This is a genomic window from Streptomyces sp. NBC_00523 (assembly GCF_036346615.1).
GTDB lineage: Bacteria > Actinomycetota > Actinomycetes > Streptomycetales > Streptomycetaceae > Streptomyces.
Map to the genome: position 1 here is coordinate 6475241 of NZ_CP107836.1, position 15855 is coordinate 6491095.

At 71.0% G+C, this 15855-nt stretch carries 16 protein-coding genes; 15 read left to right on the forward strand and 1 reads right to left on the reverse strand.

Annotated elements, in window-relative coordinates; genetic code table 11:
* The first annotated feature begins 2 nt into the window (after window positions 1-2).
* The 12 genes from OHS17_RS29220 (at window position 3) to OHS17_RS29275 (ending at window position 11451) form a co-directional block, all read left to right on the forward strand.
* Window positions 3-806 (forward strand): MlaE family ABC transporter permease, encoded by an 804-nt coding sequence (locus tag OHS17_RS29220; protein WP_026171148.1) that lies wholly within the window; start codon window positions 3-5, stop codon window positions 804-806.
* Window positions 806-2110 (forward strand): MCE family protein, encoded by a 1305-nt coding sequence (locus OHS17_RS29225; RefSeq protein WP_330314569.1) that lies wholly within the window; start codon window positions 806-808, stop codon window positions 2108-2110. The genes OHS17_RS29220 and OHS17_RS29225 overlap by 1 nt, the downstream gene beginning before the upstream one ends.
* Entirely contained in the window at window positions 2107-3138 is a 1032-nt protein-coding gene (locus OHS17_RS29230) for an MCE family protein (protein ID WP_330314570.1), read from the forward strand. Before OHS17_RS29225 ends, OHS17_RS29230 begins: the two co-directional genes overlap by 4 nt.
* Entirely contained in the window at window positions 3135-4151 is a 1017-nt protein-coding gene (locus tag OHS17_RS29235; protein WP_330314571.1) for an MCE family protein, read from the forward strand. The genes OHS17_RS29230 and OHS17_RS29235 overlap by 4 nt, the downstream gene beginning before the upstream one ends.
* Window position 4152: 1 nt before the next feature.
* Window positions 4153-5283, forward strand: a complete 1131-nt coding sequence (locus tag OHS17_RS29240; protein ID WP_330314572.1) for an MCE family protein — start codon at window positions 4153-4155, stop codon at window positions 5281-5283.
* Window positions 5280-6449, forward strand: a complete 1170-nt coding sequence (locus OHS17_RS29245; protein ID WP_330314573.1) for an MCE family protein — start codon at window positions 5280-5282, stop codon at window positions 6447-6449. Before OHS17_RS29240 ends, OHS17_RS29245 begins: the two co-directional genes overlap by 4 nt.
* A complete protein-coding gene (locus OHS17_RS29250) occupies window positions 6449-7711 on the forward strand; it encodes an MlaD family protein (RefSeq protein ID WP_330314574.1) in 1263 nt (420 codons plus the stop codon). The genes OHS17_RS29245 and OHS17_RS29250 overlap by 1 nt, the downstream gene beginning before the upstream one ends.
* A complete protein-coding gene (locus OHS17_RS29255) occupies window positions 7708-8229 on the forward strand; it encodes a hypothetical protein (protein ID WP_018100203.1) in 522 nt (173 codons plus the stop codon). Before OHS17_RS29250 ends, OHS17_RS29255 begins: the two co-directional genes overlap by 4 nt.
* Complete coding sequence (locus OHS17_RS29260; protein WP_330314575.1) at window positions 8226-8819, forward strand: hypothetical protein; 594 nt, start codon at window positions 8226-8228, stop codon at window positions 8817-8819. The genes OHS17_RS29255 and OHS17_RS29260 overlap by 4 nt, the downstream gene beginning before the upstream one ends.
* 99 nt (window positions 8820-8918) lie before the next feature.
* Window positions 8919-9449 carry a hypothetical protein gene (locus tag OHS17_RS29265; protein WP_330314576.1) on the forward strand — a complete coding sequence of 177 codons (531 nt, stop codon included), beginning with the start codon at window positions 8919-8921 and terminating at the stop codon, window positions 9447-9449.
* A gap of 33 nt (window positions 9450-9482) precedes the next feature.
* Complete coding sequence (locus OHS17_RS29270; protein WP_330314577.1) at window positions 9483-10226, forward strand: hypothetical protein; 744 nt, start codon at window positions 9483-9485, stop codon at window positions 10224-10226.
* A gap of 28 nt (window positions 10227-10254) precedes the next feature.
* On the forward strand, window positions 10255-11451 hold the full coding sequence (locus OHS17_RS29275) for a lytic transglycosylase domain-containing protein (RefSeq protein ID WP_330314578.1): 1197 nt from the start codon (window positions 10255-10257) through the stop codon (window positions 11449-11451).
* Window positions 11452-11516: 65 nt separating this feature from the next.
* Here the strand turns inward: OHS17_RS29275 and OHS17_RS29280 are convergent, their stop codons facing one another.
* A complete protein-coding gene (locus tag OHS17_RS29280; RefSeq protein WP_330314579.1) occupies window positions 11517-12581 on the reverse strand; it encodes an ATP-dependent DNA ligase in 1065 nt (354 codons plus the stop codon).
* Between the two features lie 97 nt (window positions 12582-12678).
* Here OHS17_RS29280 and ligD point away from each other — a divergent pair, with 97 nt between their 5' ends.
* From ligD to OHS17_RS29295, 3 genes are all read left to right on the forward strand, one after another.
* Window positions 12679-13689 (forward strand): non-homologous end-joining DNA ligase, encoded by a 1011-nt coding sequence (gene ligD, locus OHS17_RS29285; RefSeq protein WP_161207124.1) that lies wholly within the window; start codon window positions 12679-12681, stop codon window positions 13687-13689.
* A complete protein-coding gene (locus OHS17_RS29290; protein WP_330314580.1) occupies window positions 13686-14747 on the forward strand; it encodes an ABC transporter permease in 1062 nt (353 codons plus the stop codon). Before ligD ends, OHS17_RS29290 begins: the two co-directional genes overlap by 4 nt.
* 147 nt (window positions 14748-14894) lie before the next feature.
* Window positions 14895-15842, forward strand: coding sequence for a multicopper oxidase domain-containing protein (locus OHS17_RS29295; RefSeq protein ID WP_330314581.1), 948 nt, complete (start codon window positions 14895-14897; stop codon window positions 15840-15842).
* Window positions 15843-15855: the final 13 nt, after the last annotated feature.

Below are 15855 nucleotides of genomic sequence, written 5' to 3' on the forward strand. Positions count from 1 at the left end.
CCATGTCAATGCTCGGCTGGCTCGACAGATCCGGTGACCAGCTCACCTTCTACGTACGGGCACTGATCTGGATCCCGCGCACCCTGCGCCGCTACCTCAAGGAGGTCCAGCGCCTGCTGGCGGAGGTCGCCTTCGGCAGCGGCGGCCTCGGGGTCGTCGGCGGCACCATCGGCGTGATGATCGCGATGACCCTCGCCACCGGCACGGTCGTCGGACTCCAGGGCTACGCGGCCCTCAACCAGATCGGCACCGCCGCGTTCACCGGCTTCATCTCCGCGTACTTCAACACCCGCGAGATCGCCCCGCTCGTCGCCGGACTCGCTCTCTCCGCGACCGTCGGGGCCGGCTTCACCGCGCAACTCGGCGCCATGCGCATCAACGAGGAGGTCGACGGCCTCGAATCGATGGGCGTGCGCTCCATGCCCTACCTCGTCACCACGCGCATCATCGCCGGGGTCGTCGCGATCATCCCGCTGTACGCGATCGGGCTGCTCTCCTCGTACGTCGCGTCCCGCTACGTCACCGTCCTGTTCAACGGACAGTCGGCGGGCACGTACGACCACTACTTCAACCTCTTCCTGTCCCCGGCGGACGTGCTCCTGTCGGTGCTCAAGGTGCTGATCTTCAGCGTGATGGTGATCCTCGCCCACTGCTACTACGGCTTCCACGCCACCGGCGGGCCCGCCGGGGTGGGGGTGGCCGTCGGCCGCTCCGTGCGGAACGCGATCGTGCTGATCAGCGTCACCGACTTCTTCCTCTCGCTCGCCATCTGGGGCGCCACGACGACGGTGAAGGTGGCCGGCTGATGACCTCACGCGCCACCCGGGCCACCGCCCGCAGAACCGCCGGAGTCGCCTTCTTCCTCGTGCCCGCCGTCCTCATCTGGGTCTCGGTCTCGGTGTACGAGAAGGACTTCACGCACGACGCGACCGTCACCGTACGCACGTCGAGCGTCGGCAACGAGATGCACGAGAACGCCGACGTGAAGCTGCGCGGCGTCGTCGTCGGCCAGGTCCGGAACATCGCGGCCGACGGCGAAGGCGCCCGGCTCACCCTCGCCATCAAGCCGGACAAGCTCGACCGCATCCCGGCCGACGTCACCGCCCAGATGCTGCCCACCACCCTCTTCGGGGAACGGTTCGTCGCCCTCGTGCCGCCCCCCGTGCCCTCCACGAAGACGCTCGGCGCCGGCGACGTCATCCCGCAGGACCGGTCCAGCAACGCCATCGAGCTGGAAGAGGTCCTCGACAACGTCCTGCCGCTGCTCACCGCCGTGAAGCCGGAGAAGCTGTCCGCCACCCTCAACGCGGTCTCCACCGCACTGGAGGGCCGGGGCGAGAAGCTGGGCGACACCCTCGTGAAGCTGGACGCCCACCTCCAGAAGTTCAACCCCCAGCTCCCCACGCTCAACGAGGACATCAAGGAACTCGTCAAGGTCAGCCGGCTCTACGCGGACTCCGCCCCCGACATCCTGGACGCCCTCACCGACTTCACCACCACGAGCGGCACCCTCGCCGAACAGCAGGCGAACCTCGCCAACGTGTACGGCTCCACCACCGCGTCCGCCCGCGACGTCACCGCCTTCCTCCAGCGGAACAAGGACAACCTCATCCGGCTCGCCGCGAGCGGCAGGCCCACCCTGGAGACCCTGGCGAAGTACTCCTCGGAGTTCCCCTGCACCCTGCGCACCGTGGCCAACTTCGTTCCGGCCATGGACAAGGCGCTCGGCAAGGGCACCGACCAGCCGGGACTGCACGTCACCCTCAAGACCGTGCCGTCCAAGGGGAAGTACGTCGCGGGCAAGGACACCCCGGTCTACAACGCGACCGGCGGACCGCACTGCTACTCCATCCCGTACGTCGGCCAGACCGTGCCCACCGCCGACGCCAGGACCGCCGCCGACAGCGCCCCGGCCGACCCGGACCCGGCCACGCCGGTCGAGGTCCCGGCGGCCGATCCGTCGCTGGGCATGCCCAACTCGCCGCAGGAGAGCCGGCTCGTCAACGAGCTGGTCGCTCCCTCACTGAAAGTCCGGCCGCAGGCCCTGCCCGAGTGGAGCAGCGTGCTCATCGGACCGGCCTTCCGCGGTGTGGAGGTGAAGCTCAAGTGAAGCGCCGTTCCGTCGCGGGACCGCTCGCGAAATCGATCGTGTTCATCGTGGTGACGAGCCTGGCCACCACGGTCCTGGCCCTGTCCATCGCCAACAGCGGTGTGGGCGAAACCCGTTCGTACAAGGCCCGGTTCACCGACGCCACCGGACTCATCGTCGGGGACAGCGTCCGCGTCGCCGGGGTCAAGGTCGGCCAGGTCGAATCGGTCAAGGTCGCCGACCGCCGGGTCGCCGAGGTCTCCTTCAGCGTCCGCAGGAGCAAGAAGCTCCCGGCCTCCGTGACCGCGTCGATCAAATACCTCAACATGGTCGGCCAGCGCTACATCGACCTGGACCAGGGCGCGGGCCCCGTCGGCGAGACCTTCGCCCCGGGCTCCACCATCCCGCTGTCGCGCACCACCCCGGCGCTCGACCTCACCCAGCTCTTCAACGGGTTCCAGCCCCTCTTCGAAGGGCTCTCGCCGCCCGACGTCAACGAGCTGGCCGGCTCCATCGTCCAGGTGCTCCAGGGCGAGGGCGGCACCGTCGACTCCATCCTCCAGCACGTCGGCTCGCTGACCGGCACGGTCGCCGCCAAGGACAAGGTGATCGGCGAGGTGATCAAGAACCTCAACTCGGTCCTGAAGACCGTCAACGACCGTGAAGCCGGCTTCAACGACCTGGTCGACACCCTCCAGGCCCTCGTCACCGGCTTCGCGGGCGACCGCAAGCCGCTCGGCGAGGCCGTCACCGCGATGGGCGCGCTCACCACGGTCACCGCGGGCCTCTTCGAGGACGGCCGGGGGCCCCTGAAGGACGACATCAAGCAGCTCGGCCGGCTCTCCGGGAACCTGGCCGACAACACCCCGAAGATCGAGAACTTCCTGCAGAAGACCCCGGCCAAGATGGAGGCCATCAGCCGCCTCACCTCGTACGGCTCCTGGCTCAACCTCTACCTCTGCGAGGCCAAGGTCAGCGGCGTGACGACGAGCGACGGCAGCACCCCGCCGACCGGCATCGAGATCACCCAGCCGAGGTGCCTGTCATGATCAAGCCGATACGCCATCGCAACCCCGTCGCCGTCGGCATCGTGGGACTCCTCCTGCTCGCCCTGATCGGCTTCGGCGCCTACCGGGCCGACTCGCTCCCCTTCATCGGCGGCGGTACGACCTACAGCGCCGACTTCACCGAATCCGCCGGACTCGGCGAGGGCGACGAGGTCCGCATCGCCGGCGTCAAGGTCGGCAAGGTCACCGGGGTCTCCCTGGACGGCGCCAAGGTGAAGGTCACCTTCAAGGTCAAGGACGCCTGGATCGGCAACGCCAGCACCGTCGGCATCGCCATCAAGACGCTCCTCGGCGAGAAGTACCTCGCCGTCGACCCGCTCGGCGACTCCCCGCAGGACCCCGGCGAGCGCATCACGGCCTCCCGCACCACCTCCCCGTACGACGTCACCCAGGCGTTCAACGGACTGGGCGAGACCATCGGCGAGATCGACACCAAGCAGCTCGCCAAGAGCTTCGAGACGATCTCGGCCACCTTCAAGGACTCCCCGCCCGACGTGAAGAGCGCTGCCAAGGGGCTCTCCGCGCTGTCGAAGACCGTCTCCGAGCGCGACGCGCAGCTGGCGACCCTGCTCAAGGGCAGCAAGCAGCTCACCAAGACCCTCGCCAACAAGAAGAGCGGCTTCGAAACCCTCCTGGACGACGGCAACCTGCTCCTCGGCGAGATCCAGGCCCGCCGCGACTCCATCCACCTGCTGCTCACCGGCACCCGCGACCTGGGCACCCAGCTCACCGGTCTCGTCTCCGACAACAACAAGCAGCTGAAGCCGACCCTCAAGGCGCTCGGCCGGGTCACCGAGGTCCTCAAGAAGAACCGCAAGAGCCTCGACCAGGTGCTCGCGCTCGCCGGCTCCTACAACCGGCTCGTCGGCAACACCCTCGGCAACGGACGCTGGTTCGACAACTACGTCTGCGGGGTCGTCCCGAAGAACTACCTGCCCGCGAACACACCCCCGGCGACCGGCTGCATGCCTCCGAAGCAGGAAGGCGGGCACTGAGATGAGACTCACCCGCGTCATCGGCATCGGCGCCGGCCTCGTCGTCGTGGCCGTCGCCGCCACCTCCGGGGTCTCGGCCCTGGAGGAGCAGGGCGGCACCACCGTCACCGCCTACTTCGACCAGGTCACCGGCGTCTACGCCGGGTCCGACCTGCGCATACTCGGCGTACGCGTCGGCCGCGTCGAATCCGTCGAACCTCGCGGCAAGGACGTCAAGGTCGTCCTGCACATCGACAAGGGCGTCCAGGTCCCCCAGGACGCGCACGCCGTCGTCGTCGCCCCCAGCCTCGTCGCCGACCGGTACGTCCAGCTCGCCCCCGCTTACACCGGGGGAGCGGCCATGGAGGACGGCGCCCAGTTGCCCGCCGCCAACAACGCGGTCCCGGTGGAGGTCGACCAGCTCTACGCCTCCATCACCGAACTCTCCACCGCGCTCGGCCCCGACGGGGCCAACGCCGAAGGAGCCTTCGCCGGGCTCCTCGACACCGGAGCCAAGAACCTCAAGGGCAACGGCAAGGACATCGGCGACTCCATCGAGCAGTTCGGCAAGGCCACCAAGACCCTGGACAAGTCGAGCGGCAACCTGTTCAGCACGCTGTCCTACCTCCAGACCTTCACCACCATGCTGAAGGACAACGACGGCAACGTCCGCGCTGCCGAGGAGCAGCTGAACTCCGTCACCGGCTTCCTCGCCGACGACAAGAAGAACCTCGGCGCCGCCCTCAAGGAACTCGGCACCGCCCTCGGCCAGGTGAAGACCTTCATCAAGGACAACCGGGGCGAGCTCAAGAAGAACGTGGACGCCCTCGTGCCGATCACCCAGGCCCTCGTCGACCAGCGCGCCTCGCTGGCCGAGTCGATGGACGTCCTGCCGCTCTCGGCCGGCAACGTCCTCAACGCGTACGACCCCGAGCACCGCACGCTCAACGGCCGGACCAACCTCAACGAGCTCAGCATGGGCGGCCCGCTCCTCGAATCCTCCCTCGCCCTCCAGGGGCTCTCCCCGGTGGACGCCGAACGGCAACAGGCGCTTCCCGCGCTGCCGCTCCCGGCCGTGGGCACGGTCTACGGCACCCCGAAGGACGCCGGAGACGCCAAGGACGCCAAGGACACGAAGGGGGCGAACCGATGAACCGGCGACCGCGCAGACCCGCGGCCCTCGGCACCACGGGCGGACCGGCACTCGTCGCGCTCGGCCTGTGCTGCACCCTCTTCGTCACCGGATGCGGAGCCCCGCACTTCTCCGGCATCGAGGACCTGCCGCTGCCCGGCGGCGCCGACCTCGGCGACCACCCGTACGAGATCACCGCGGACTTCGGGGACGTGCTCAGCCTCTCCCCGCAGTCCTCGGTCAAGGTCAACGACGTCGCGGTCGGCCGGGTCACCAAGATCTCGCTGGCGCCCGACGGCTGGCAGGCCCGGGTCACCATGAAGGTGAACGGGAAGATCGGCCTGCCCGCCAACGCCTACGCCCGGCTGGAACAGTCCAGCCTGCTCGGCGAGAAGTACGTCCAGCTCGCGCCGCCCGCCAAGGGCAAGGAGCAGGGCACCCTCGCCGACGGCGACCGCATCCCGCTCAGCCGCACCAACCGCAACCCCGAGGTCGAAGAGGTCTTCGGCGCCCTGTCCATGCTGCTCAACGGCGGCGGCGTCCAGCAGCTCAAGACCATCACCACCGAACTCAACAAGGCCCTGAGCGGGCAGGAACCCCAGGTCAAGTCCATGCTCCACCGGGTCGACAAGCTCGTCACCAACCTGGACGACCACCGCGGCGACATCACCGCCGCGCTCGACGGCGTCAACCGGCTCTCCAGCACCCTCGCCGGCCGCAAGGAGCAGGTCGGCACCGTCCTCACCAAGCTCAGCCCCGGCATGAAGGTCCTGGAGAAGCAGCGCGGATCGCTCATGACGATGCTCCGCTCCCTGGACACCCTCTCCGACGTCGCCGTCACCACCATCAACCGGAGCAAGGCGGACACCATCGCCGACCTCAAGGCCCTCGCGCCCACCCTGCGGGCCCTCGCCGACTCCGGCAACGACCTGCCCGACTCCCTCCAGGTGCTGCTCACCTACCCGTTCACGGACGAGGTGCTGCGCGGCGTGAAGGGCGACTACCTCAACGTGTACCTGGACCTGACGGCCGAACCCGGCACCCAGATCATCCCGGCCTACAACCCGGATCCGGAGACCCCGCCCGCGCAGGCCCCGTCGGCCGCCGGTGCCGGACTCCCGCTGCCCCTTCCCGCGACCTCGGCGCCGACGACGAGCCGGCCCACGGACTCGAAGGGGAGCAACTGATGATCACCCTCGCCATCCGGCTCAAGAACATCGCCTTCCTCATCATCTCCGTGCTGGTGCTCGCCTACCTCGGGATCCGCTACGCCGACCTCGGCCATTACGTCGGCATGCGCGACTACTACACGGTCAAGATGCAACTCCCGCGCACCGGGGGCCTCTTCACGCACTCCAACGTCACCTACCGAGGGGTCTCGGTCGGCCGGGTCGGGCCCATCGAACTCACCGACGACGGCGTCGAGGCCCAGCTGCGGATCAACAAGTCCGCGCCCAGCATCCCCGACGACCTCAAGGCCGTTGTGGCCAACCTCTCCGCCGTCGGCGAGCAGTACGTCGACCTGCGGCCGACCCGTACCGAGGGCCCCTACCTCGCGAACGGCTCGGTCATCGACCAGGCCGAGACCACCGTCCCGGCGCCCGTGACCAACGTCCTCACCAGCGTCAACGACCTCACCTCCTCGGTCGACCTGGACTCGCTGCGCACCGTCGTGGACGAGTTCGGCACCGCGTTCAGCGGGCGCGGCGACGACCTCCAGGTCCTCCTGGACACCGGCAGCGAGTTCGTGGACGCCGCCGACGACGCGCTGCCCGTCAACACCCGGCTGATGGAGGACGGCAAGACCGTCCTGCGCACCCAGGTCGAACAGGGCGAAGCACTCAAGGGGTTCGCCTCCGGAGCGAAGGAACTGGCCGCCCAGCTCAAGGGGTCCGACACCGATCTGCGCAAGCTGATCGCCGCCGCCCCCGACGCCACGAACCAGATCAGCGGACTGCTCCGGGACGTCGAACCCAGCTTCGGGGTCGTCGTCGCCAACCTCCTCACCACCTCCGACGTCGCCGTCACCCGCCAGCGCGGACTGGAGGAACTGCTCGTGAAGCTCCCCGCCGTCGCGGCGGCCGGGGCCAGCGCGGTGGACGAGGACGGCGCCCGGTTCGGCATGTCGATCACCTTCTTCGAGCCGCTGCCCTGCACCGCCGGCTACGAGGGCACGACCTACCGCAACGGCCTCGACGTCTCACCCGCCCCCGCCGTCAACACCAAGGCCCGCTGCGCCGCCTCGCCCGGCACCGGCATCGACGTCCGGGGCAGCGCCAACGCCCCCACGGGCGGCCCGCTGCCCCCACCGGCGAAGGCCGGCGCGCTGCTCCTCGGGGACACCGAGGAGGACCGGCTGCCCGGAGTGCTCGGCGCCGCGTCCGACGCGGCACCGGAGGCCCGGGGCATGGCCCGGCTGCTCGGCCTGGGACAGGAGGACGGCGAGTGAACCCCCGTACGCGAAGCCTCGGCGGCTGGGCCGTCCTGCTGATCGCGGCCCTCGTCTGCGCCCTGGGCGGCTGGTCGTACGCCCAGGCGCGCGGTGACGACGACCTGGCCTACGCCAAGAGCCGGGACGCCGCCCTCGCGGACGGCCGGCAGGCGCTGGCCCGGCTCAACACGCTGGACGGCAAGGACGCGACGAGCGTGGACGCGGGCCTGGCCGGCTGGCTGGAGTCCGCCACGGGCCCGTTGCACGACCAGCTGAAGCGGACCCGGAAGAAGGACGCCGCCGACCTCAAGGCGTCCGGCGCCACCGCGCGCGGCAAGGTGACCGACGCCGCGCTCACGGAGCTGGACGAGCGGACCGGCACCGCGCTGATGATCGCGACCGTCGACGTCGAGGTCACCCCGCGCAGCGGCAAGGCGGGCACCGAGCGCAAACGCTTCGAGGCCACGCTCGCCCGGACCGGGGACGGCTGGAAGATCAAGGCGCTCACGGCGCTCGGCATAGGGAGCGGCGCATGAACACGGACGTCGAGGAGAAGCCGGAGGCAGCCGTCGAGCCGCCCGAGGGCACCGACGACACCGAAGGCACCGACACCGGCACCCGCGCCGTCCGCCGCTGGCCGCGCGTCCTCGCCGCGGTCCTGGTCGTCGCCCTGCTCGCCGCCGGGGCCGTGATGTACGTGGCGGGAAGGCAGCTGCGGGACACGCCCGCCACGTCCAACCTCGCGCTGACCGACAGCGCGGCGACCGCCCAGGTGGCCGGCGAGGTCACCAACGCGCTCGGCAAGGTCTTCTCGTACAGCCCCGACGGCACCGCCGCCACCAAGGCGTCCGCGCAGAAGCTCCTCGCGGGCAAGGCGCTCCAGCAGTACGCGGCGCTGTTCGGCCAGGTCGAGAAGCAGTCGGCCGACCAGAAGCTCACCCTGACCACCCATGTCGTGCGCGCCGGAGTGACCCGGCTGACGCCCGACAGCGCCCACCTGCTCGTCTTCCTCGACCAGGTCTACGAGCGCAAGGGCAAGGCGGCGAGCAAGGCGGCCGCGCAGCTCTCCGTCACGGCCCAACTGCGCGAAGGGCACTGGACGATCGTGGAGATCACCTCCCGGTAGCCCGCGAGAAGTACCACCGCACCACGGCACCACCGCACCACCGCACCACCGAGCACGGACAGCACAGCACGGCGGGACCGCCGGCAGGGAGAGGCAGCGATGGCACGGGTAGCGATGACGAGAAATCCGCTGGTGGCGGCGGCGATCGTGCTGACGGTCGCGGCAGCGGCAGCCGCGGGCTGGGGCGGAGTGTCCCGGTACCAGGCGGGGCACGACAGCTCGGCCGCGTACGCCCAGACCCGCGACGAGGTGCTGGCGGCGGGGGAGCAGGCCGTGCAGAACATGAACACGCTCGACCACGCGCAGCTGGAGAAGGGGCTGGACAGCTGGGAGGACTCCACCACCGGGGACCTGCACCGGCAACTGGTCGACGGGCGGGACGGGTTCGTGAAGCAGATCCAGGAGGCGAAGACCGTCAGCACCGCGAAGGTGCTGGCCGGTGCGGTCACCGAGCTGGACGACCGGGCCGGGAAGGCCGGGGTCATGGTGGCGCTCCGGGTGACCGTGACCGCGCCCAAGGGCAAGCCCGCGGTGAAGGAGAGCCGGATGCTCGGCCAGCTCACCCACACCCCCGACGGGTGGAAGCTCAGCGCCCTCGGCCAGGCGCCCGTCGGCAACACCGCCGGCTGACACCCCCGCCCCCGCACCGAGAGGAAACCGGACATGTCGACCACCCGTCACCTGGTCAACCGTCAGCGCCGCCTGGCCACCGTCGCCGCCGCCGAGCGCGCCGCGACGACCGCCCCGCCCCGCCCCGGCTCCGGGCGCGGCCCGGATGTGGAGAAGCCGGACGCCACGCAGGACACGGCCGAGGCGAGCGGCGATCCGGAAGAAGCCCCGGAAGAAGCCCCGGAAGCGGATGAGGGGAGCGCGCCGGAGACCAGGAGGCGCCGCCCGCGCCTCAGCCTGACCGCCGTCCTCTGCGTCCTCACCCTCGTCCTCGGCGGAGTCGCCGCCTGGGCGTTCACCTCGGCGGCGAGCCTGCGCGACGACCCCAGCAGGCAGAACACCGCCCTGACCGACATCAGCCGCACCAGCGAGGTGAAGGGGCAGATCACCGAGGCCGTCGGCGCGGTCTTCTCGTACGACTACGCCTCACCCACCAAGGCCGAGGCGGCGGTGACGAAGTATCTGACCGGCAAGGCGGTCCAGCAGCACGCGGACATGCTCGCCGAGGTCCGGGAGCAGGCGCCGAAGCAGAAGCTGGTCCTCACCACGACCGTCACCGACAGCGGCGTGGAGCTGCTCGACGGCGACCGCGCCCGGCTGCTGATCTACGCCGACCAGCGCAACACCCGTACCGGAAAGTCCGAGGAGACCACTTACGCCGCCGCCATGTTCAGCGTGGACGCGGTCCGCAAGGGCGGCAGCTGGCGGATCTCCGCGATCGACACCTTCACCCGGTGACCCGGACGACCCACCAAGGAGAGCACGCATGAGGTTCAACGGCACCATGCGCCGCGGACTCGGCGGCACCGCAGCCGCCGTCGCCGCGATGGCCGCGCTCACGGCGTCCCAGGCACCCCAGCTCGTCGCGCACGAGGAGACCCCGAAGCCCCGCCACACGACGGACGACGTCGTCTGGTCCGAGGTCCCCAGCGACGACTCGTACCACACCGAACTCCCGCCACTGAAGAGCCCGAAGCCGCCGAAGAAGGGCGAGAAGCAGAGCCACGCGGCCAGGCAGTCCTGGGCCGAGGCGGGCATCCCGGCCACCGTGCTCGCCGCCTACCGCAGGGCCGAGACCACGATGGGCCGCAGCGACCCCGGCTGCCGGCTGCCCTGGCAGTTACTGGCGGCGATCGGCAAGGTCGAGTCCGGGCACGCGGCCGGCGGCCGGGTCGACAGGAACGGCACCACCGTCTCGCCGATCCTCGGCCCGGTCCTCAACGGCGCGGGGTTCGCCCACATCGCGGACACCGACGGCGGAGCCTACGACGGGGACGCGACGTACGACCGGGCGGTCGGCCCGATGCAGTTCATCCCCTCGACGTGGGCGCACTGGGGCCGCGACGGCAACGGCGACGGCCGCCGCGATCCGAACAACGTGTACGACGCGGCGCTCGCCGCCGGGGCCTACCTCTGCGCCGGGACGCGCGATCTGTCGATCCCCTCCGACATGAACCGGGCGATCCTCAGCTACAACCACTCGGAGACCTATCTGCGGACGGTGCTGTCCTGGCTGGAGTTCTACCGCAAGGGCATCCACTCGGTCACCGACGGCACGGGGCCCATCCCGAGGAGCCCGGGCGCGGGCAGCCCCGACAAGCCCAAGCACCCCGTGGGCGGCTCCGGTTCCAAGGACGGCGGCGGCATCGAGGTCGGCCCCCAGCCCAGTACCCGCCCGACCACACCCGGCACCCACGACCCCGACCCGAGCACCACGCCCGACCCGGACCCGACGGACACCACCGGCCCCTCGCCCGACCCCACGGACACCGGCTCCACCACCCCGGACCCGAGCACCACCCCCGACCCGGACCCGACCACGACGAAGCCGGACCCGGGCTGCACGACCACCCCGACTCCCGACCCGACCGACACCACCGAGCCCACGGCCACGCCCTCGCCCGACCCCACGGAGACCGGCGAACCCTGCACCACGCCCACCCTGCCGCCCACGGCGGACTAGGCCCTGTCGTCACATTCCCGTCTGCCGGGCGACGCCAGGCCCGAGGGCCACGTGTTCGCGACGGCTCAGCCGCCGCCCGCCAGCACCCGGGCGAGGTCGTAGCGCACGACCTCCTCCAGCTGTGCGTACGTGCAGCCGTCCGGCGTACGGTCGGGCCGCCAGCGGCGCCACTGGGCCGTGTGCCGGAAGCGGTCGCCCTCCATGTGGTCGTACGCCACCTCGCAGACCCGCTCCGGCCGCAGCGGCACCCAGGACATGTCCTTCTTGCCGGACCAGCGGCTCGGGGCGCCCGGCAGCCGGGCGCCCGCGTGCGCCTCGGCCTCGGCCCAGGCGCGCCACGGATGGTCGTCGGCGTCGGTCAGCAGGGGTTCCAGCTCGGTGACGAGCTCCGCCCGGCGCTTCATGGGGAAGGCCGCGCACACCCCGACGTGCTGGAGCGCGCCGCTGTCGTCGTACAGACCGAGCAGCAGCGAGCCGACGACCGGGCCGCTCTTGTGGAAGCGGTATCCGGCCACCACGCAGTCGGCGGTGCGCTCGTGCTTGATCTTGTACATGGCTCGGACGTCCGGCCGGTACGGCGCGTCGAGCGGCTTCGCGACGACTCCGTCGAGCCCCGCCCCCTCGTACCGCTCGAACCACTCCTCGGCGCGTGCCGGGTCGGTCGTGGACGGGGCCAGGTACACCGGTGCCGACGCCCCGGCGAGCGCCGCCTCCAGCACCGTGCGCCGGTCCGCCTGCGGGGTGTCCAGAAGCGATTCGTCGCCCAGCGCCAGCAGGTCGAAGGCGATCAGCGCGGCCGGGCTCTCCCCGGCCAGCAGCCGCACCCGGGACTCGGCGGGATGGATGCGCTCGCTGAGCCGGTCGAAGTCGAGGCGGCCGTCGTGCGCGACGACGATCTCGCCGTCCACCACACACCGCTCCGGCAGATTCTCCCGGACGGCGTCGACCACCTCGGGGAAGTACCGGGTGAGCGGCTTGCCGGTCCGGCTGCCGATCACCACCTCGTCACCGTCCCGGTGCACGATCGCCCGGAAGCCGTCCCACTTCGCCTCGTACTGCATGCCCGGCGGAATCCGCTTCACGGACTTGGCGAGCATCGGCTTCACGGGCGGCATCACCGGCAGGTCCATGGCCCGATTGTGGACCGTACGGCGACCGGAGTCTCCCGATATGCGGCATATGTGTGCCCGACCTACCGTGGCCGACATGGCAGCAGCGGGCACAGCGGTGGAGCTGGACGCGGCCGGGCGGGCGGTCCGGCTGTCGAATCCGGACAAGGTCTACTTCCCGGAGAAGGGCTACACGAAGCGGGACGTCGCCGAGTACTTCCTCGCCGTCGGCCCCGGCATCCTGCGCGCCCTGCGCAACCGGCCCACCACCCTCCAGCGGTTCGTGGACGGCGTCGAGGGCGAGTTCTTCTACCAGAAGCGCGCCCCCAAGAACCTCCCCGACTGGATCCCCACCTCCACGATCGCCTTCCCGAGCGGGCGGTCCGCCCGGGAGATGTGCCCCACCGAGGTGGCCGCCGTCCTCTGGGCCGCCAACCTCGGCACCCTGACCTTCCACCCCTGGCCGGTCCGTGGCGGGGACACCGACCACCCCGACGAACTGCGCATCGACCTGGACCCGCAGCCCGGCACCGGTTACGCCGACGCGGTCCGCGCCGCCCAGGAGCTGCGCGGCGTCCTGGAGGAGCACGGGCTGCGCGGCTGGCCCAAGACCTCCGGCGGGCGCGGCATCCACGTCTTCGTGCCGATCGAGGCGCGCTGGACGTTCACCGAGGTGCGGCGCGCGGCCATCGCGGTCGGGCGCGAGCTGGAGAGCCGGATGCCGGACCGGGTGACCACCGCCTGGTGGAAGGAGGAGCGCGGCGAGCGGATCTTCGTGGACTACAACCAGACCGCCCGCGACCGCACCATCGCCTCCGCCTACTCCGTACGGCCCTTCCCGCACGCCCCGGTCTCCGCCCCGCTGCGCTGGGAGGAGCTGGACGACGCCGAGCCCCGCGACTTCGACCTCCGCACCATGCCCGTGCGGTACGCGGAACACGGCGACGTGCACGCCGACATGGACCAGGAGGCGTTCCGCCTGGACTCGCTGCTCGAACTCGCCGACCGCCACGCGAGCGACGGCGGCCCCGGCGACCTGCCCTACCCGCCCGAGTACCCGAAGATGCCCGGCGAGCCCAAGCGCGTGCAGCCGAGCCGCGCCCGCCGCGACAAGGACGACGAGGCGTGAGCGAGCCGCAGCACGGGGCGCACGGGCGGCCGCTGACCCGGGGCCAGAAGTGGCAGGGCTTCAAGGAGTCCCCGTACTTCCCGGCGATCGTCCTGCTGTTCATCCTCTCCGCCGCCGCCGGGCTCTTCGCCGGCTCCTACACGTACGCCATGGCCAACCCGACCCCGCACAGCGTCCCCACCGCCGTGGTCAGCGAGCCGGACACCGAGCGCGGCCGGGAGTTCGTCGCCGGGATGGACAAGGCCCTCGACGCCTCCCTGGTCATCCACGTCTACCCGACGGCGGCCGCCGCGCGCGAGGCCCTGGAGGAGCAGCGGGTCTTCGCCATCGTGCGGTCCGGCGCCCGGGGCGTGTCCCTGGACGTGGCCGCGGCCTCCGGGGCGGCCGTCGCCCAGCTGCTCGCCGAGTCCGCCGTGAAGGTGGGCGACGGGCTGGGCATCCCGGTGGCCGTGCAGGACGTCAAACCCCTGCAGAAGGGCGACCCGCGCGGGCTCGCGCTCTTCTACATCTCGCTCGCGGCGGTGATCGTCGGCTTCGTGGGCTCGATCCAGCTCAGCGTGCACGCCCGGTCGTTGATCCCGCTGGAGCGGATCGGCTTCACCGTCGCGTACTCGCTCCTCGGCGCCTTCGCCATCGCCGCCGTGGTCGACTGGCTGCTCGGGGCGGTCGATCTGCCCTTCGTCGAGTCCTGGCTGATCCTCGCCTTCACGATGTTCACCTCGGGCATGGTCTTCACCATGTTCAACACCCTGATCGGCCGCTGGGCGATGCTGCCGACCTGGGGCGTCATGGTGCTCCTGGGCAACCCGTCGTCCGGCGGGGCCGTCTCCTGGCCGCTGCTGCCCTCGCTCCTCGGGCACATCGGGCGCTGGCTGCCCCCGGGCGCCTCCGTCAACGCCCAGCACACCGCCGTCTACTACCAGGGCCACCAGCGCGTCTTCCCGTACCTGGTCCTCGCGGCCTGGTCGCTGGTCTCCTGCACCGTGTTCTGGGTATGGCGCCACCGGCACCCCGGCGGCCGCGAGCACATGCCGCAGCACGCGGCGACGCTCACCTGATCCGATAGGCGTATTCCGCGACTCGCCCACCGGGCTTGGCGGCCCCCGGGCGGAGTTTGTCCTTACTGTGGGTAAGCGATTTTCCCGGGTCCGTCACGGCCCGTCGCCAGAGCCTCGGCAGCAGCCGTCAGCAGTGGGGAGTTCGACATGGACCGCAGAAGTTTCAGCCGGCGGATGCTGATGGGCGGCGGGGCCGTGGCGGCGGCGGGGGTGGCATCGCTGTCCCTCCCGGCCCCCGCCACCGCCCTGCCGCACCCGGTCCGCCGCGCGCCCGCCGGGGGAGTGGTCCGGCACATCCGCATGTACGTGGAGAAGCTGCCGGACGGCCGGATGGGCTACGGGCTCGAAAAGGGCAAGGCCACCGTGCCGGGCCCGCTCATCGAGCTCAACGAGGGCGACACCCTGCACATCGAGTTCGTCAACACCCTGGACGTCCCGGCCGGGCTGCACGCGCACGGCGTCGACTACGACATCGCCAGCGACGGCACCCGGATGAACCACAGCACCGTCGAGCCCGGCGGAACCCGTACGTACATCTGGCGCACCCACACCGCCGGCCTGCGCCGCGACGGCACCTGGCAGCCCGGCAGCGCGGGCTACTGGCACTACCACGACCACGCCGTCGGCTCCGCCCACGGCACCGGCGGCATCCGCGAAGGGCTCTACGGGCCGCTGGTCGTCCGGCGCCGGGGCGACGTCCTGCCGGACAAGACGATCACGATCGTCTTCAACGGCATGTCCATCAACAACACCCCGGCCGGGGAGAGCCCGGACTTCACGACCACGCTCGGCGACCGGCTCGAAGTCGTCATGATCACGCACGGCGACTTCTACCACACGTTCCACATGCACGGTCACCGCTGGGCGGACAACCGTACGGGCATGCTCACCGGCCCCGACGACCCGAGCCGGGTGGTCGACACGAAGATCGTCGGACCGGCGGACTCCTTCGGCTTCCAGGTCATCGCGGGCGAACACGTGGGCGCGGGCGCCTGGATGTACCACTGCCATGTGCAGAGCCACGCCGACCGGGGCATGGGCGGCATGCTCCTCGTCGCCGACCGCGACGGCACCGTCCCCGGGCACGACGGGTAGAGGGCTCAGGGGC

Excerpts from the sequence above, each read along its gene's own strand:
- OHS17_RS29270 (WP_330314577.1), top strand. The coding sequence starts at position 9,483 with ATGTCGACCACCCGTCACCTGGTCAACCGTCAGCGCCGCCTGGCCACC.
- OHS17_RS29295 (WP_330314581.1), top strand. The coding sequence starts at position 14,895 with ATGGACCGCAGAAGTTTCAGCCGGCGGATGCTGATGGGCGGCGGGGCC.
- OHS17_RS29225 (WP_330314569.1), top strand. The coding sequence starts at position 806 with ATGACCTCACGCGCCACCCGGGCCACCGCCCGCAGAACCGCCGGAGTC.
- OHS17_RS29220 (WP_026171148.1), top strand. The coding sequence starts at position 3 with ATGTCAATGCTCGGCTGGCTCGACAGATCCGGTGACCAGCTCACCTTC.
- OHS17_RS29260 (WP_330314575.1), top strand. The coding sequence starts at position 8,226 with ATGAACACGGACGTCGAGGAGAAGCCGGAGGCAGCCGTCGAGCCGCCC.
- OHS17_RS29235 (WP_330314571.1), top strand. The coding sequence starts at position 3,135 with ATGATCAAGCCGATACGCCATCGCAACCCCGTCGCCGTCGGCATCGTG.
- OHS17_RS29265 (WP_330314576.1), top strand. The coding sequence starts at position 8,919 with ATGGCACGGGTAGCGATGACGAGAAATCCGCTGGTGGCGGCGGCGATC.
- OHS17_RS29240 (WP_330314572.1), top strand. The coding sequence starts at position 4,153 with ATGAGACTCACCCGCGTCATCGGCATCGGCGCCGGCCTCGTCGTCGTG.
- OHS17_RS29275 (WP_330314578.1), top strand. The coding sequence starts at position 10,255 with ATGAGGTTCAACGGCACCATGCGCCGCGGACTCGGCGGCACCGCAGCC.
- OHS17_RS29280 (WP_330314579.1), bottom strand. The coding sequence starts at position 12,581 with ATGGACCTGCCGGTGATGCCGCCCGTGAAGCCGATGCTCGCCAAGTCC.
- OHS17_RS29250 (WP_330314574.1), top strand. The coding sequence starts at position 6,449 with ATGATCACCCTCGCCATCCGGCTCAAGAACATCGCCTTCCTCATCATC.
- OHS17_RS29245 (WP_330314573.1), top strand. The coding sequence starts at position 5,280 with ATGAACCGGCGACCGCGCAGACCCGCGGCCCTCGGCACCACGGGCGGA.